Raw genomic sequence first — 17,882 nt, forward strand, 5'->3', positions numbered from 1 at the left:
GTCGGAAATAACCACAAACCCCCTTTGGGAGGTTATTTCCGACCGCTCGATGCGTTGTGGAGGTGCTTCAGCTCTCCGGTGGAGCGGATGTGCTCGAGCGGATGATCATCTCGGTGTGAGCGGTGTGGTTGGTGCGTTCGTCAGCTTCGGCCGGGCCGGTGAACCGCTGCAGCATCCGTTGCACCGCGCGGGCGCCCTGCAAGGCCGGGAACTGGGCAACGGTGGTCAGTCCGAAGACTTCGCCCAAATCGTGTCCATCGATTCCGATCACGGACAGGGCATCCGGAACCCGGATTCCGAGTTCGCGGGCGGCGACGATGGTGCCGATCGCCATCTCGTCCGAGGCGCAGAAGACGGCGGTTGGCCGGTTCCGGGGGTGACCCAGCAGGTGCTTGGCGCTGGCGTAGCCGCCGGGAATGGTGAAGTCGGCGTGGCCCACCCAGGAGGGTAGAACCTCGAGCCCTGCAGCTTCCATGGCTACTTCGTATCCCCGGCGCCGCCCCTCTGAGATGTTGAAGTCCACGGCTGTGTCTTCCTGTCCGCCGATATAGGCGATCCGCGTGTGCCCCAGGCTGATGAGGTGCTCGGTTGCCAACTGCGCAACTGCGAACTCGTTGACGCTGATCGTGTCGGCGCCGGGCAGGGGGCCGCCGATGCCGACGATCGGTTTTTGTACCGCGTGCAGCTGGTCCAGTTCGGATGTGCTCAGCTGCAGCGCCACCGAAATGACGCCGTCGCAGCGCTGGCGCAGCAGGAACTCGGAGAACACGCGATCACGGTGCGCGGCGCCATCGCTCACGTTATAGAGCGTGAGGTCATAGCCGGCGTCGAGCAGGGAAGCCGCCACGCTGTCCACGATTTGCGAGAAGTACCAGCGGTTCACAGACGGGACCACGACGCCGACATTCCGGTTCCGCCCTGACGCCAGGGAAGATGCCGAGAAGGACGGGACGAAGTCGAGCTGTTTCGCTGCCTCCAGTACCTTCAGCCGGGCCTTCTCGGAGACCTGGCCGTTTCCGCTGAGCGCACGGGACACCGTGGCGGTGGATACGCCGGCGAGTGCGGCAACGTCCTTGATGCCCACCACGGTGTCCTCCTCAGCGCAAACGGAATTTAGATCGAACTTGAACGGGCGACCCTCAACCAGACGCAGCGGTTGGGAGCCAGGGCGCCATTGGCGCCGGCGTCCGGATGACTCGCTGCAAGGACGGTTCCCGACGGTAGATAGGTCTCGAATTCTCCCATGTTGAGGATCACCAGGACATCGCCGTTGAGGAACGCCACCGTATCGGTGCCCTCGTAGTCTGCCGCCCAACTCAGGGACCCTGCACCCAGTCGCAGTTCCTTCCGGAGGGCCAACGCCTCGCGGTAAAGGTTGAGGGTCGAGGAGGGGTCTGCGGACTGGGCATCGCGGGCGAGACCGTGCCAGTCCGAGGGCTGGGGCAGCCAGCCCGACTCTGCGGATCCGAAGCCATAGAGGAGTTCGTCCGACTGCCATGGAAGGGGAACACGGCATCCATCACGGCCAACGCGCTCCCCGCCGGTGCGGATGAAGGTTGGGTCCTGGCGCAGTTCGTCTGGAATAGTGTGGTGATCCGGAAGTCCCAGTTCCTCGCCCTGGTAGAGGTAGATGCCGCCGGGAAGGGCGAACATCGCCAGCGAAGCGGCTCGCGCACGGTCCAATCCCAGTGCGTGATCCGGTTCTGCGCCGTCACCCGACTGGGCCGCCGCCTCCAGCGCGAATCGTGAAGCGTGGCGCGGAACGTCGTGGTTGCTCAGCACCCAGGTGGTGGGGGCACCCACGCCGTCGAATGCCTGCAGTGAGTCCGTGACGATGGTGCGGATAGCTTCGGCGCTCCAAGGGTGGTTCAGGTAGGCGAAGTTGAATGCCTGGTGCATCTCGTCGGCGCGCACCCACTCCGCCATGCGCGGGAGGGGATCAACCACAGCTTCCGCGCAGAGGATGCGCTCGCCGTCGTACTCGTTGAGGATGCTGCGCCAGCGGCGGTAGATGTCGTGGACAGGCTGCTGACCGAACATCGGGGCGAGGTGACCGGGGTAGTCCTCAGTGGAGCAGCCGTCGGGGCGCCCGTGCCAGTCGGGCAGCCCCTCGGCCTTAACAAGGGCGTGGGCGACGTCCACGCGGAACCCGCTGACGTTGCGATCAAGCCAAAAGCGGAGGATCCGTTCGAACTCTTCGTGAACCGCCGGGTTGTCCCAGTTGAAGTCGGGCTGGGAGGAGTCAAAGAGGTGCAGATACCACTGGCCGGGGGTGCCGTCGTCGTGCAGGGTCCGGGTCCAGGCGGAGCCGCCGAAGTGGGACTGCCAGTTGTTCGGCGGAAGGGCGCCGTCGGGCCCTGTTCCGTCCCGGAAGATGAACAGATCCCGCTCGGCGGAACCCGGCCCGGCAGCCAGGGCGGCCTTGAACAGCGGGTGCTCGCTGGAGCAGTGGTTGGGTACGAGGTCGACGATGATCTTGATCCCAAGCGCGGTTGCGCGGGAAACGAGGGCGTCGAAGTCCTCCAACGTGCCGAACATCGGGTCGACATCGCAGTAGTCGGCGACATCGTAGCCGCCGTCGCGCTGCGGTGAGGTGTAGAAGGGCGACAGCCAGATGGCGTCGATGCTGAGTTCGGCGAGGTGGTGAAGTTCGGCGGTGATGCCGGCGAGGTCGCCGGTGCCGTCGCCGTTCGAGTCGCGGAAGGACCGCGGGTACACCTGGTAGATGACCGACGAGCGCCACCAAGCGTCGTCGTCGTTGTGCTTGGTGTGGAGGGGTTCCTGGAAGGTGAGTGCTGTGGGCAGTACGGACACAGCAGGAGCCAGGGATGAAGCGTTAGGCATGCGGAACATGTAACCACGCGCTCCCCAGAAATGGAAGCGCTTACAGCGATGATTTGGGCGGCTGTTCTCTTGATTTGCGGGCTGACGTGGGACTTTTCAACATTCGCGAGTCCTGCCTTGAACATCCGGATCGCAAACGCTTACGATGTGGTGTGCCTCACCCTCCGGAGCTCTCCGAAGGGCATCAGGCACTATCCGCAAAGGTCTCAACTCTTACCCGTCACGCAGTGCGTTGCCCAGCGCTGGGCTGCTTCGTGGCGCCACAGAAAGGTTCACCAATGAAGGTGCAAACACCCAGACTCCTGACCCGCCGGACCCTGGCTACAGCCGCGATGTCCGTCGCGGTACTGGCGATGACCGCGTGCGGCGGTGGATCCACCGAATCCGCTACGGGTGAATCGGCCGCGCCAACCAATCTCGCCGAGGGCGGCTCGACCACCCTCACCATGTGGGTTGACGCCGAGCGCGCGCCTGCGCTCGAGAACATCGCCGCATCGTTCGAGGAAGACACGGGAATCGCGATCGATCTCGCGGTGAAGGACTTTGCGGCGGTTCGGGATGACTTCATCACCCAGGTGCCCACCGGAAACGGTCCCGACCTCATCGTCGGGCCGCACGACTGGATCGGCACCTTCGTGGAGAACGGCGTTGTGGCGCCGATCGAGCTCGGCGACAAGGCCTCCGAGTTCCAGGAGTCTGCAATCCAGGCGATGTCCTACGAGGGCAACCTGTACGGCGTCCCCTACGCCATTGAGAACATTGCCCTGCTGCGCAATGCCGACCTCGTGCCCGAGCCCGTCGGGACGTTCGACGAGGTGGTCAAGAACGGTGAGGCAGCCGTCGAAGCAGGCGAGGCGGAGTTCCCGTTCCTCGTGGGACTGGATCCCAAGCAGGCCGATCCGTACCACATGTACCCGTTCCAGACCTCGATGGGCGTTCCGGTCTTCGCGCAGAACGAGGACGGCAGCTACGACGCGTCCAAGCTCCTGCTCGGTGAGCCGAACGGCGTCGAATTCGCCAAGAAGCTTGTTGAGTGGGGTGATGCCGGCTCCGGCATCCTGAACTCCAACATCACCGGCGACATCGCCAAGGAGAAGTTCAACGCCGGAGAATCCCCGTACTTCCTGACCGGTCCGTGGAACGTGGGTGCGGCACAGGAGGCCGGCATCAACGTCGCCGTGGATCCGCTGCCGACAGTCGGCGACCAGCCCGCACAGCCCTTCATCGGCGTGAACGGCTACTTCATCTCAGCCCAGAGCTCCAACGCGCTTGCGGCCAACGAGTTCGTAGTCAACTACCTGACCACCGAAGAGGCACAGGACGCCATGTTCGAGGTGGGCGGCCGTCCCCCGGCACTCACCGCTTCCTTCGAGAAGGCGGCGTCGGACCCGATCGTCGAAGCCTTCGGTGAGATCGGCGCCAACGGCGTCCCCATGCCGTCTGTCCCCGAGATGCAGGCAGTTTGGGCTGACTGGGGTTCAACCCAGCTCGCCCTCATCAAGGGCAGCGCTAAGCCGGAGGAAGCCTGGCCGGCCATGGTGAAGAACATCGAGCAGAAGATCTCTGCCGGGTAGTTAGTCCCTGAGCAGCTGTTGCGGGCCGACGACAATTCCGGCCCGCAACGGCTTACCTTTCTGCACCATTTATCCGGTGCACAGCCTCTCTCCTGCACTGCTTTGAACGAAAGCTTCGGCCCATGCCCACCACCGAACTGACACGCACCCCTACGCGGAAACAGCCCCGCACCCTTCGGCCCTCCGACTCCCTTGCCGGCCTTCTGGCGAAGATCATCCTGCTTGGCCTCGTCGACGCCTTTGCGGTCTACGTCCTCATAGTCCTGTTCCTGCAGGAGAAGTGGGCGGTGCTGGTCCTGGCGGCCGGCGTCACCCTGCTCATCAACTGGATCTACCTGCGACGCGGCGGGCTGCCTGCCAAATACCTGGCTCCCGGCGTCTTCTTCCTGCTGATCTTCCAGGTCTTCGTCATGGTCTTCAGCGGCTACGTCGCGTTCACCAACTACGGTGACGGCCACAACAGCACCAAGGAAGACGCTATTGCGGCGATTCAGTCGGCCGCCCAGCAGCGGGTGCCGGACTCCCCCGCCTATCGCGTCACCATCCTCGAACAGGACAATGAGTTCCACTTCCTGGCCACGGATCCCGACGGCGGGGTCAGCATCGGCAGCGCGGAGGAACCCCTGGAGGAGGTGTCGAACGCCGCAACCGACGGCACCGGTAAGGCAACCGGCCTCGACGGCTATCGCACCCTGCAGTTCAACGAGGTTCTCGCCAACCAGGCCGATATCCTCGCACTCAGCGTCCCGTTCTCCGACGATCCCGATGACGGCACGCTGAAGACGAGCGACGGCTCCACCGCTTACGTCTTCAGCCCCACGCTCGAATACGACGAGGCCGCCGACACCTTCACCGACACCGAGACCGGGACCACCTACGCGGATTCCGGGCAGGGCACGTTTGTCTCCGAGGACGGCGAGGAACTGAGCACAGGCTGGAAGATCGACGTCGGATTCGCGAACTTCGCGAAGGCCTTCACCGATGAGAACATCCGCGGACCACTGCTGGAGGTCACGCTTTGGACCTTCACCTTTGCCCTGGTCTCGGTGCTGTCCACCTTCGCCCTGGGCCTGTTCCTCGCCAACGCGTTCAACCTGCCCAACCTGCGCGGGAAGAAGATTTACCGGATCCTGATGATCCTGCCCTACGCTTTCCCCGCGTTCCTGGCGGGCCTGGTGTGGTCGGGTCTGTTGAACCCCGAGTTCGGCTATGTGAACAATACGTTCTTCGGCGGGGCCAACATTCCATGGCTGACCGATCCGCTGCTCGCAAAGTTCAGCGTGCTCCTGGTGAATCTGTGGCTCGGCTTCCCGTACATGTTCCTGGTGTGCACCGGCGCCCTGCAGTCACTGCCCGAAGACGTCAACGAGGCTGCGCGCATGGACGGCGCCGGCCCGTGGAAGATCTTCACCTCCATCAAGCTGCCGCTCCTCCTGGTTTCCGTAGCACCGCTGCTGATCGCCAGCTTTGCCTTCAACTTCAACAACTTCAACGTGATCTACATGCTTACGGACGGCGGTCCGAGGCTTCCGGACACCACAGTGAACGTCGGTGCCACAGACATCCTGATCACCCTGGTGTACGAGGTTGCGTTCGGCAGCGGCGTGGGGCGTGACTACGGCCTGGCCAGCGCCCTCTCCATCGTCATCTTCTTCATCGTTGCCGCGATCTCGATCATCAGCTTCCGGCAGACCAAGGCCCTTGAGGAGATCCACTAATGGCTACCGAGACACTCCTGGACAACACAGCAACGGGCACGACGCCGGCAACCCCCTCCCAGCGCAAGCAGTCCTTCGGAGCCTGGTTCCGGGAGAAGGGCTGGCGTCACCTGGTGGGTGTCCTCACCACCGCCTTTGCCGTCTTCCCGCTGCTCTATGTGCTGTCCGCGGCGTTCAACTCAACCGGGACGATGGCCGGGTCCAACGTTCTCTTCAGCCGCATCGACTTCGGCAACTTCCAGCAGCTGTTCAGCGATCCCAACCGCCCCTTCGGCAAGTGGTTCCTCAACACGCTGGTGATCGGCGTCGTAACCTCTGTGGCGACAGTCTTCCTGGGTGCGCTTGCCGCGTACGCCTTCAGCCGCATGCGGTTCAGGGGCCGCAGGGTCAGCCTGCTGTCGCTGCTCATCCTGCAGATGTTTCCGCAGCTGCTTGCCGTCGTCGCAATCTTCCTGCTGCTGAACTTCATCACCGATGTGGTGCCGTGGCTGGGGCTGGGAAGCCAGCTGGGGCTGATCATGGTGTATCTCGGCGGAGCGCTCGGGGTGAACACGTACCTCATGTACGGGTTCTTCAACACCATTCCGGCGTCGCTCGATGAGGCTGCGCGCATTGACGGTGCGAGTCACGTCCAGGTGTTCTTCACGATCATCCTGCCGCTTGTCACTCCGATCCTCGCGGTCGTGGGGCTGCTGGCTTTCATAGGCCTGAGCAGCGAGTTCGTGATTGCGAGCGTGGTGCTCACGGATCCGGACAGCCAGACACTCGCGGTCGGACTGTATTCCTACGTCGGGCAGCAGCGGTCCGAAAACTGGGGCGTGTTCGCCGCCGGAGCCGTCCTTGCCGCGCTGCCAGTGATGGCACTGTTCCTCTACCTGCAGAAGTACATCGTGAACGGGCTTGCCGCCGGTTCGGTGAAGGGCTGATGTTCGTCCTCCCCCACCACGACGGTTCGGCGCTGTACGTTCCTGCCGCGCCGGTGCTGGGTTCGGTGGTGCCGGTCCGGATCCGGGTGCCGCGTGCGTACGGGGACGTACGTCGGGTGTTTGTGCGGTCCCTGCGGGATGCGGAGCCGCACTACGACGAGGCGTCGTTGCTTTCGGCTTCATTGCTTGCAGTGCCCGGTTCGCCGCCTGGTTCCGACGACGACGGCTGGGACTGGTGGGAAGCATCGCTCACGCTGGTGAACCCAGTGACCCAGTACCGGTTCCTGCTGGAAGTGGCGGACGCTGCCGGCTCCGCCTGGCACTGGCTCAACGCGGAAGGGCATTTTGAGCGGGACACTCCGGACGTTCATGACTTCCGTCTGACCTGCTTCGAACCGGCGCCCGAGTGGGCCCGTCGTGGGGTGATCTACCAGATCTTTCCAGACCGGTTCGGCCGGTCGGCAGCGGCTTCCTCCCGCGAGGTCCCCGACTGGGCAGTGCCGTGTGACTGGGATGAACCCGTGCAGGCGTCCGGCGTCGATACGCCATACCAGTTCTACGGCGGAGATCTGGACGGGATTACCGAGCGGCTGGACCACATCGCGTCGACGGGTGGGACGGTGCTCTATCTGACGCCGTTCTTTCCCGCACGGTCCAACCACCGGTACGACGCGTCGACCTTCACGATGGTCGACCCAGTGTTGGGTGGGGACGAGGCACTGATCCGGTTGGTTGCTGCCGCCCATGCCCGCGGGTTGAAGGTGATCGGTGATCTGACGACCAATCACACCGGTGACGCGCACGAGTGGTTCGGGCTGGCGCAGACCGACGCGCAATCGCAGGAGGCGGGCTTCTACTACTTTTCGGAAGACGGTTCCGAGTATGCGGCCTGGTTCGGGGTGCCGAGCCTGCCGAAGCTGGACTGGCGTTCCCAGGCGCTTCGGGAGCGCTTCGTGAGCGGTCCCGATTCAGTTGTGGGGCGTTGGCTTCAGCCGCCGTTCAACCTGGACGGCTGGCGGATAGATGTTGCGAATATGACCGGCCGTCATGGCGACGTCGACCTGAACCGTTCGGTTGCGCAGGCGGTCCGCGACACGGTGCGTTCGGTGAAGCCCGATGCGCTACTGCTTGCCGAGTCCGCCAACGATGCGGCCGCGGACTTCGACGGCAACACCTGGCATGGCGCCATGACGTACTCCAACTTCACGCGGCCGCTGTGGCAGTGGTTAGCTGGTGACTCTGCTGATCAGGTGAACTTCTTCGGGACTCCCCTGCCCGGCCCGAATCGGATTCCGGCAGAGCAGTTTGTTGAGCTTCATTCCGTGTTCGCTGCGGCGTTTCCATGGCAGGTGCGGACGCAGAACATGATTGCGGTGAATACCCACGACACCGCGCGTGCGGCGACGGTCATGATCCCGGGCAGCCAACTCGTGGGCTTGGGAATCCTGTTTTCGATGCCCGGGATTCCCACCCTGTTCGCCGGCGACGAGTTTGGCCTTGAGGGTGTCAACGGTGAGCATTCGCGGACGCCGATGCCGTGGGACTCCCTGTCGCGGGCCCACACAGACCAGTACGACGCCGTTGCCTCCCTTGGGCAGTTGCGCCGGGACATTTCGGCGTTGGTTTTCGGCGGGTTGCGCTGGCTGTACGCGAAGGGCGACGTGCTCGCGTTCATCCGTGAGCACGTTTCAGAGTCGGTGCTGGTGGTGGCCGCCCGGGCTGGCTTTGAAGGTGTGCGCCTGCCGTTGACGCTGCTCGGCTTGGGCGGCATCGGTACCCCATCTAACCTTTGGAGTTCCGGCCATCTCGAGGCTGCCTGGGACGCCGATGCTGTCACCTTCAGTGGTGGCGGTCCGGCTGTGGGCCTGTGGAAGCTGCCCGGCGTCGTCGTGCCAGGTTCCACCTAATTCCTCAGGCACAAACCCGTTGCCCGGGTGCAGAGGCCGTGGCGTTTGGGCAACGGTTCTGCACCCGGGCAACGGGTCTATGTGGCTACTGCTTCGCCAGGAGTTGGCCGGTCGGACCCCCTAGTACACCCGCACCGTGTTGGACCGTGCCGACTCAGGGCTGCTGCCGAGCTTGTTGGTGGCTACCACACTGAACGAGTAGTACCGCCCGGACGAAAGACCGGAGATGGTAACGCTGGAGGTCGATGCCCCTACCGAGAGCGACGCAATCCTGCTGGTGCCCGAGTAGACGTGGACGGTCTGGCCGGTCAGCGGTGAGCCGCCGTCACTACCCTTGGTCCAGCTGACTTTCGCGGACCTGCTGCCGGCAGTCGCGGTCACGCGCGTGGCTGCGGAAGGCTTGGTCGCCGTCGTAACGGTCCCCGTACCAGTTGCGGTGCCGGTGAAGAGCAGCCGGTTCGCGGTACCGGCGGAGGCTGCCGAGATTACTCCGGGGGTGGCGCTTCCGTTGATGCTGGATGCGACCTGGGCGGGAGTGAGTGACCGGTTCTGGGAAAGCAGCAGCGCTGCCGCGCCGGCAACGTGCGGTGACGCCATCGAGGTACCGGACAGGGACGCGACCGCCGTTGTCGACGTGTGGTACGCCGACGCGATACCCACGCCGGGCGCATAGAGGTCAACGCACGAGCCGAAGTTCGAAAAGGGAGCCTGTCGATCGGACGAGTCGCTGGCTGCAACAGTCAGGGCGGCAGCAAGGCGTGCGGGCGAGCTTCCGCAGGCATCGGCGGTCTCATTTCCGGCCGCAACTACCGCCGTCACGCCGTCGTTGATGACGTTCTGCAGCGCTGCGTCGACGGTTGAGTTTGCACCGCCGCCGAGGCTCAAATTTACGACGGCGGGAGTGCCGGCCGCGTGATGGGCAGCCACCCAGTCCAGGCCCGCGATGACGTCCGACGTGAATCCGCCACCGTCACAAGCCATAACCCGGACAGGGACTACAGTTGCGGACTTCGCGATGCCGTACTTTGCTCCGGCGACGGTGCCGGCCACATGGGTTCCATGACCGTTGCAGTCCGACGACCCACGCCCGTCAGCGATCGTTGAAAAACCCACCGCCACCCGGCCTCCGAAGTCGGTGTGCGAGGCAAGGACACCGGTGTCCACGACGTACACATTCACCCCGGAACCTGCAGACGGCGGAGTGTAGGTGGTGGACAGCGGGAGGGCGCGCTGGTCGCTACGGTCCAGCCCCCACGGAGCGTTGGTCTGGGTGGCCGAGATGCGGACGGGCATGTCCTTCTCCACTGCAACGACGTTCGGGGAAGCAGCGAGCGAAGCTGCCTGTGCCGGCGTCGTGGTGACGACGGCTGCGCGCACGGCGGTCGAGAAGGTCTTGCCGACCGATTTGCCGGATTTGCGAAGGGAGGTTGCCGCGGCTGCGACGTCTGTGCCCGGCGCATACCGGACGATGTAGCGCGACTGCTGTTCGTCGCCGGCAGGTGCCGCTGTTGCGGCGACGGGACCAACGGAGCTGACGGCTACGGCTGTGATTGCTGCTGCGGCGAAGGCGCGGAGTGAGGAACGCATAACTCACCTTTCGAGTCCGCCGGAGTGCGGACGTCCAGGACGCTCGAAGGAAGCGTGGGGGGAACTTCGGTTGGGCTGCCAAAGGCCCGGGCGTTGTAACGTTCGACCCCTCGATGATCAGCCATCTCCAAGGTAAAGGTGAGCATAAAGCTACCCATCGGATCTTGGAAAGACATTGGAGAATACTGCCCTGGGTGACCGAAAACTGCGTCTTCGCTTGCAGGAAAGGGTGCGCGGCTATCCACGGTGCGTGCCGCCGTCGTTATTGGGCTGGATACACTGCAGCCGACCCTTGACGGCCGCTCGACAGCGGGTGACTATGGGGAAGCCTTTGCACCGGGTCTCCTTATTCGATGGTGGTCTTTGATGACTTCGGGAACTGAAACTACGACGACCCAACGATTCCCGCGGTGGGCCGGGCCTGCGGCGATGTTGGGCGGTCTGCTGTCTGCGTCGGGTGTGGTGCTTCATTCGCTGGCTCCGGAAGGATGCATCGGAGACGAATGCAGCGTGAGGGCAATGCGGGAGGCCACTGGTTTAGTCACCGGCCTGCAGGCTGTGTCGGCCGTCCTGGTGGCAGTGGGCGTCATTGGCCTGATCCTTGTTGCGCGGCGTTCAGGACGGTCGCCTCGAACCGTGCAATCCGGGCTCCTGTTCGCCGCGGCAGGGTTCCTTGTCCTTCTTGGAGGCGTGTCGATTCAGGTGTTGCTCCATGGCGGGGATTTCGGGGGCATGCCCTACTTTGTTGTGACCGGGATGTTGTTGCTGATTGTGGGGTTTGTGCTGATCGGCATCTTCATCCTCCGCTCGGGTGTTCTGCCTCGTTGGCTTGGGGCAGCCCTCCTCTTCGGCGCTGCTCTGCTGATCGCTGCGAACGAGCAAACCGCTGCGGTCCTGCTGGCGATTCCCTTCGCCCTCTCCATCGCAGCGACGGGTTACTTCATGTGGACGCAGAAAGACGGGACCTAAGGAGACGTATGTCCACTGTGAAGCCTCCCGAGAACGCCTCGAGCCTCGAGCCGGACCGCGGCACCATTCTTTCCGGGTTCTTGTTCGGATGCGGCATCGCGGCGTCGATGATCGACCTGTTCATCTTCCACCTCGCCCTTCACTGGCATCACTTCTATGACCTCTCCACCACAGAGGTGGCATTAACCGTCGATGGTTTCTTCCACGCGTTCGGCTGGTTCATCACCATCTGGGGCCTGTTCCTGCTTGCCGACGTGCGTCGCCGCGCTGAAGTGGTGTGGGCGCGTTGGACGGGTGCTGTGCTGGCCGGTGTTGGGTTATTTCAACTGCTGGACGGCGTGCTCAACCACAAGATCCTCGGCATCCATCAGATCCGCTACAACGTGGACCTGCTGCTGTACGACGTCGTATGGATCGGCTCTGCGGTAATAGTCCTGTTGCTCGGCGCCTTCGTCCTATGGCGGACCCGCCATGCCCGGGCACGCGTGTGATGGACCACCTGAATCATGGCGCCGCCTCGTCCGGTCCACTCAGTTGGCCGGCGTCCGACGTCGTAATCCTTGTTGTTCTCACCGCCGCCGCGAGTGGTTATGGGATGGCGCTGTGGGTGGCGCGCGAGCGCGGCCGGTGGCCGGTTCACCGTGCGCTCTTCTGGTATCTCGGCCTGATGGCCGCCGGTGCTGGGCTTGTTGGTCCGGTGGCCGAGGCTGCCCATTCGAGCTTCACAGCCCACATGACGGGGCATCTTCTGCTTGGGATGATCGCCCCCGTGCTCCTCGTGCTGGCGGGGCCGATAACCGTGGGGTTGCGCGCTTTACCGGTTCCGGCCGCGAAGGCCCTAGCCCGTATGCTGCGGTCCCCCTTGGTACGCGTTGCAGCGCATCCCGTGACTGCGCTGGTGCTCAACGGTGGCGGATTGTGGGCTCTGTACGCCACGGATCTCTACCCGTTGATGCACGCGTCGCCGGTGATTCATGCACTCGTGCATGCCCATATTCTCCTGGCCGGTTATGTGTTCGCGGCGTCGCTGGTAGGAGTGGATCCCAATCCCCATCCAACGTCGATGCGCCTGCGGTCAGCGGTGCTCATCGTGTTTATCGCGGTGCACTCAATCCTCGCGAAATGGCTGTACGCCAACCCGCCTGCCGGTGTTGAAGAGGCTGATGCACGGATCGGCGCCCAACTGATGTACTACGGCGGCGATGCGGTTGACGTGATGCTCATCGTCCTGCTGTTCGCTGGTTGGTACTCGGCAACGTGGCGGCGCCACAGCACCGACGGAGTCAAGCCTGTTCGTGGTCTCCGTCGTGGCGCTCGTTCAGCTTCTCCTCGGCGTCCTGACGCCGATGGGAAAGAGCCTGCAGATCCTGGTTACCGCTGGTCTCGTCAGGAGTCTTAGGACGGGAGCGTGCGTCGTGGCCGTGGTCGTCTTCCTGGGATGTTTCGCTCATGGCCACCATCGTGGCACTGACGACGCGGCAGGGGAACCCCGGCCCCAGCGTCCAGCCGACAGCGGGCTACCTCCGGAAGCGCAACGTCACCAACTGGAACGGTCGCAGCGAAAGCGTCAGGCCGCGGTCACCGAGGACACCGTCGGTCACCCCCAGGCACCCCGCTTCCACCTCCCGCTCCAGCAGATCCGTCACCTCAACCGAGGAGTACTCGAACCCAGGCACCACCTGAGCCGACGCCCGCCCACCAAACGCCTCGTACAGCCGAACCACAACATCGCCGCTACGGTTCTCCGCCAGCTTCACAGCCTCAACCACCACCGCCGGACTGGACACCGTCACCATCGGCTCCACCGATGTCAGCTCAACACCGGACACCCTCCGCAACGGAAGGTTCAACCGATATCCCTCAGCCACCGCCTCAGCAATCCCAGACGCGGGCCTCAACGAGAACTCGAAACAATGCGCGCCCTGATCCGCCTGCGGATCCGGAAACAGCGGTCCCCGCAACAACGACGCCCTCATCAACGTATAAGGGACACCTGACGGGGAAGATGCCCGCGTGATGTCGTAGCCGTACGTCGAGTTATTCGCCAACGCCACACCGAACCCCGGCTCCGCCACATGCGTCCACCGATGCGCCACCGTCTCAAACCTCGCAGAATCCCACGAAGTGTTCGAATGCGTAGGCCTACGGATATGCCCAAACTGGATCTCGGACGACGCCGTATCAGACAACACCTCTACCGGGAACGCCAGTTTCAGCAGCTTCTGCTGCTCGTGCCAATCTGCCTCGATCGACAGGTCCACCGCCGTACCGTCAGCGCTGAGCGAGATCCGCTGCACCAACCGCGACTTCCCGAAAACCCGCTCCACCCGCAACACCGCACCAACGGCCTCAATCGCGGCCGCATCCACAAGCTCGGTGACGTTGAACCGGTAATGCTCGTCGATGTCCCAGGCATCCCATTGGTTCGGCGTATCCCGGAACAACTGGAACACATTCGCCCGCAACCCCGCCGGAATGACCTCACGCCCGCCGGCCACCAGTGAGGTGAACAGGCCGTTCTCGTCGACCGTCAGTCGCAACGATGAGCTCTCGAAGACCCAGCCGGAACCCACCGGCCGCGGCTCGAAACCAGCCGACGACGACGACACCGCACCTTCCAGCGCACCTGCGCCCCCAGCGCTCTCGCCTCCGACGCCCGCACCTCCCAGCGCCGGCACGCCATCGACACCGTACGGACCGGCATTCAGGGCAACGGTCGCGGATCCCGAACCCAACAGCGCACTCAACGCCGCCGTGATAAGCGACTCCAGCTTCGCCTCGACCGCCGCATAGTTCCGTTCAGCTTCCTGGTGCACCCAGTTGATGGACGAGCCCGGCAGGATGTCATGGAACTGCTGCAACAGGACGGTGTGCCAGGCGGTCTCCAGCTCGTCATAGGGATAAGCGAATCCGCTCCGCACCGCCGCCACGGAGCACCACAGTTCAGCTTCCCGCAACAGGTGCTCACACCGACGGTTTCCATGCTTGGTCCGGGCCTGCGACGTGTACGTGCCCCGGTGGAACTCGAGATACAGCTCCCCCGACCAGACCGGAGCTTCCGGGTACTCCGCTGACGCCTCCTCAAAGAACCGTGCCGGCGAAGACAGCTTCACCGTCGGTGACCCCTCCAACGACGCCGTCCGCTCGGCCGCAGCCAACATCTCGCGGGTGGGACCGCCACCGCCGTCGCCCCAGCCAAACGGAACCAGCGACGTGTTGGCCACGCCCTTCTCCCGATAGTGCCGCTGTGCCCGGGCAAGGTCCGCTCCCGACAGCTCAGAGTTATAGGTATCAACGGGCGGAAAGTGCGTGAACACCTTCGTTCCGTCGATGCCCTCCCACGCGAACGAGGAATGCGGGAAGAGGTTCGTCTCATTCCAGGAAATCTTCTGCGTCAGGAAGTACCGGGACCCGGCCGCACGCACGATCTGCGGCAACGCCGCCGAATACCCGAACGAATCCGGCAGCCACACTTCCTCCGGCTCAACCCCGAAGTTCTCGAGCAAGAACCGCTTCCCAGCCACGAACTGCCGTGCCATGGCCTCACCACCGGGCATGTTGGTGTCGGACTCCACCCACATACCGCCCGTGGGCGCGAACTGCCCCGACCGGACCTTCTCAGCCACCCGCTCGAAGACGGACGGATAGTGCTCCTTCAGCCAGGCATACTGCTGCGCCGACGACGCAGCGAAGACAAAGTCCGGGTTCCGCTCCATCAGCTCCAGCACATTCGAGAACGTCCTCGCCACCTTGCGGACGGTCTCCCGTACCGGCCAGAGCCAGGCACTGTCGATGTGCGCGTGGCCAACGGCATGCACCCGGTGCGCACTGGCATAGGCCGGCGACGCCAGCACACCGGCCAGGCACGCCCGGCCGGCGGCTGCCGTCCCCCCAACGTCGGAAGGGTCGACGGCGTTGAGTGCCTTCTCGAGGGCCCTCAGAATCTCGTGCCGCCGCGGAAGATCGACGGGCAGCTCGTGCATCAGCCCGTTCAGCGTCCAGATGTCCTGCCCCAGCTCCCAGGCTTCCCGGTCGAACACCGCTACATCAGCCCGGCGGAAGGTGTAAAGAGCAGCGGATCCGGCCGTGGACAGCGAACCCAGCGGCGTGGGCTGGTAGTCGAACCCTTCAATCACATTGGGGTTCGACGCCGCCTCCACATAGAACTCGACGGCGTCACCCGGCTTCGCATCCAGGGGCACCCACATGTTCAGCGGCTCAAGCGCCTTGATCACCGTGCCGTCGGGCGCGTAGGCCAGCCCCTCGGCCTGGAACCCGGGCATCGTCGTCGTGAAGCCGAGGTCCACTACCGCCTCGACGGTTAACCCGTCCTTCTTGGCCCATTCCTCGGGCACGGTCCCGGCGAAGCGGAACCACGTGGTCCCCCACGGCCGCCCCCAGACGGATCCGATGACGAATGGCTCGAACCGCTCCAGCACCGCCTGCGAAAACGGCACGGGCTCCCCCGGCGCCTGCCACATCGAAACTTCCAGAGGAACGCCGACCGGCCAGACGGCGGGGGTAAGCCGCTCGGTGAGGAAGCGCAGGATTCGGGCCTCGACCAGGAGCCGGTTGTCGTGCATGGATCTAGCCTTTCAGGGCGCCCGACATGGCAAATGAGCCACCGAACACGCGCGAGACGAGGACGTACAGAACTATGACAGGCAGTGCATACAGGATGGAAAAAGCCGCCAGCTGACCGTAGGCAACGGTTCCGAACTGCCCGAAGAACCGGAAGATGCTGACGGCGGCCGGCTGGTTTTCCAGCGAGAACAGCAGGATGAACGGGACGAAGAAGTTCCCCCATGCCTGGATGAAGACAAAGATGAACACCACGCCGATCCCGGGACGCATCAGCGGCACCACCACGTGCCACAGCGCCTTCATGGCGGACGCGCCGTCCACCCACGCCGCCTCCTCCAGGGACACGGGCACCGAATCCATAAAGTTCTTCGTCATCCAAATGGCCATCGGCAGCGACGTCGCAGCCATGAAGAACGTCGTCGCGGCGAGCGAATCGAGCAGGTTCAGCTGCACAAACAGGCTGTACACGGGCACCATGATCGCGGTGATCGGCAGGCACGTCCCGAACAGCACCGTGTAGAGGAACGGCCGGTTGAACCGCGTGTTGAACCTAGACAGCGGATACGCCGCGAGCACAGCCGCGATCACCGTGATCACCGCGGATCCGCCCGAGAGAATCACGCTGTTGAGCAGCGGCCCGAACGTCTGCTCCGGCGTCAGGATCTCGGTGAAGTTGGCCAGCGAGAACGATGACGGCACCTGGGTCTCGTAAGTGGCCTCCGCATCGAGTGACGCCAGCACCAGCCAGCTCAGCGGGACCACGAAGCACAGTCCGATCAGTGCGAGGACAGCGCTGGCCAGCCAGCTGGGCGCGCCTCGCCGCCTGCCCGACGCTCGCGCCGCCGTCGTGCCCGATAGAGTCGTCGTGCCCGTTGAAGCGGTCATGACGCCTTCCTCTCCCGCAGCAGCCGGATGTAGGCCAGCGAGAAGGCGGCACCGATGATGAGCATGACGACGGCGATGGCCGTCCCGTACCCGATATCGCTGTAGCGGAAGGCTTCCTCGTACGCCATGATCGGCAGCGTCGTGGAGCGGTTGGTGGGCCCGCCGGCCGTCATCACGTAGATGAGCGTGAAGACCGCGAGTGTTTGCAGGGTGATGAGCATCAGGTTGGTGGCGATGCTGCGCCGGATCATCGGCACGGTCACGAAGAGCAGGGTCTGCCCGCGGCCGGCACCGTCGATTTCGGCGGCCTCGGTGACCTCCTTGGGCACGTCATTCAGCGCTGCCTGGTACACCATCATCGAGAACGCCGTTCCGCGCCAGATGTTCGCAAGAATCACCGCGAGCATCGGATGCTCGAACAGCCAGTCCACCGCGGGAAGACCCGCCAGCCCGGTGAGCTGGTTCAGGGTCCCGTCCCGGAAGAAGAATGCGTACGCCACGAAGGCGGCCACGATCTCCGGCAGCACCCAGGCCGCCACAACACAAACACCGACGACGGCGGCAACCACCCGATGCGCCCTGCGCATCAGGAGCGCCAGCCCCAGTCCGAGGAAGTTCTGTCCGATCACGGCCGAAACGAGCACGAAGACGACGGTGAGCAGCAGCGACTGCGGGAACAGCGGGTCGGAGAACAGCGCTGTGTAGTTGTCGAGTCCGATCCACTCAGGGTTCTTTGCGTTGACTCCGGTCAGGGCTGCGTTGGTGAAGGACCCGTAGAAGGACCACACGATCGGTCCGGCCAGGAAGATCCCGATCAGGATGAGGGCAGGCGCGAGCGGCACCAGCTTCAGCGCGGATCGGAAGAACCACGAAGCGGAGCGGGAGGCC

13 protein-coding genes are annotated in these 17,882 nt (G+C 64.1%); 7 read left to right on the forward strand and 6 right to left on the reverse strand.

The features are described 5' to 3' along the window. Positions 1-67 precede the first annotated feature (67 nt). Complete coding sequence (locus GC088_RS13365) at positions 68-1,084, reverse strand: LacI family DNA-binding transcriptional regulator (protein WP_323959480.1); 1,017 nt, start codon at positions 1,082-1,084, stop codon at positions 68-70. A gap of 29 nt (positions 1,085-1,113) precedes the next feature. Further along, entirely contained in the window at positions 1,114-2,844 is a 1,731-nt protein-coding gene (locus GC088_RS13370; RefSeq protein WP_323959481.1) for a glycoside hydrolase family 13 protein, read from the reverse strand. A gap of 278 nt (positions 2,845-3,122) precedes the next feature. On the opposite strand from GC088_RS13370, the gene GC088_RS13375 reads away from it, so the two are divergent. The 4 genes from GC088_RS13375 (at position 3,123) to GC088_RS13390 (ending at position 8,969) form a co-directional block, all read left to right on the forward strand. Continuing rightward, entirely contained in the window at positions 3,123-4,418 is a 1,296-nt protein-coding gene (locus GC088_RS13375; RefSeq protein ID WP_323959482.1) for a sugar ABC transporter substrate-binding protein, read from the forward strand. Positions 4,419-4,540: 122 nt separating this feature from the next. Then, positions 4,541-6,136: an ABC transporter permease subunit gene (locus GC088_RS13380; RefSeq protein WP_323959483.1), complete on the forward strand. Its 1,596-nt coding sequence runs from the start codon at positions 4,541-4,543 to the stop codon at positions 6,134-6,136. Continuing rightward, positions 6,136-7,062 (forward strand): sugar ABC transporter permease, encoded by a 927-nt coding sequence (locus GC088_RS13385; protein ID WP_323959484.1) that lies wholly within the window; start codon positions 6,136-6,138, stop codon positions 7,060-7,062. Before GC088_RS13380 ends, GC088_RS13385 begins: the two co-directional genes overlap by 1 nt. Next, positions 7,062-8,969 carry a glycoside hydrolase family 13 protein gene (locus GC088_RS13390; RefSeq protein ID WP_323959485.1) on the forward strand — a complete coding sequence of 636 codons (1,908 nt, stop codon included), beginning with the start codon at positions 7,062-7,064 and terminating at the stop codon, positions 8,967-8,969. The genes GC088_RS13385 and GC088_RS13390 overlap by 1 nt, the downstream gene beginning before the upstream one ends. A 120-nt stretch (positions 8,970-9,089) precedes the next feature. Here the strand turns inward: GC088_RS13390 and GC088_RS13395 are convergent, their stop codons facing one another. After that, a complete protein-coding gene (locus tag GC088_RS13395) occupies positions 9,090-10,556 on the reverse strand; it encodes a S8 family serine peptidase (RefSeq protein ID WP_323959486.1) in 1,467 nt (488 codons plus the stop codon). A gap of 519 nt (positions 10,557-11,075) precedes the next feature. On the opposite strand from GC088_RS13395, the gene GC088_RS13400 reads away from it, so the two are divergent. From GC088_RS13400 to GC088_RS13410, 3 genes are read left to right on the forward strand one after another with little or no spacing between them, the layout of a single operon-like run. Further along, positions 11,076-11,525: a hypothetical protein gene (locus GC088_RS13400; protein WP_323959487.1), complete on the forward strand. Its 450-nt coding sequence runs from the start codon at positions 11,076-11,078 to the stop codon at positions 11,523-11,525. An 8-nt stretch (positions 11,526-11,533) separates the two neighbouring features. Next, positions 11,534-12,016 (forward strand): DUF2243 domain-containing protein, encoded by a 483-nt coding sequence (locus GC088_RS13405; protein ID WP_323959488.1) that lies wholly within the window; start codon positions 11,534-11,536, stop codon positions 12,014-12,016. Beyond that, positions 11,983-12,924, forward strand: a complete 942-nt coding sequence (locus GC088_RS13410; protein ID WP_323959489.1) for a cytochrome c oxidase assembly protein — start codon at positions 11,983-11,985, stop codon at positions 12,922-12,924. The genes GC088_RS13405 and GC088_RS13410 overlap by 34 nt, the downstream gene beginning before the upstream one ends. Before the next feature lie 118 nt (positions 12,925-13,042). On the opposite strand, the gene GC088_RS13415 is transcribed toward GC088_RS13410, so the two are convergent. Genes GC088_RS13415 through GC088_RS13425 form a run of 3 tightly spaced genes read right to left on the reverse strand, consistent with a single transcriptional unit; the run spans position 13,043 to position 17,845 of the window. Continuing rightward, positions 13,043-16,108 (reverse strand): alpha-mannosidase, encoded by a 3,066-nt coding sequence (locus GC088_RS13415; RefSeq protein WP_323959490.1) that lies wholly within the window; start codon positions 16,106-16,108, stop codon positions 13,043-13,045. A 4-nt stretch (positions 16,109-16,112) separates the two neighbouring features. Further along, positions 16,113-16,994, reverse strand: a complete 882-nt coding sequence (locus GC088_RS13420) for a carbohydrate ABC transporter permease (protein WP_323959491.1) — start codon at positions 16,992-16,994, stop codon at positions 16,113-16,115. After that, positions 16,991-17,845 (reverse strand): carbohydrate ABC transporter permease, encoded by an 855-nt coding sequence (locus GC088_RS13425; RefSeq protein ID WP_323962085.1) that lies wholly within the window; start codon positions 17,843-17,845, stop codon positions 16,991-16,993. The genes GC088_RS13420 and GC088_RS13425 overlap by 4 nt, the downstream gene beginning before the upstream one ends. Between the last annotated feature and the right edge of the window lie 37 nt (positions 17,846-17,882).

It is taken from the genome of Arthrobacter sp. JZ12 (assembly GCF_035189165.1).
Taxonomy (GTDB): domain Bacteria; phylum Actinomycetota; class Actinomycetes; order Actinomycetales; family Micrococcaceae; genus Arthrobacter_D.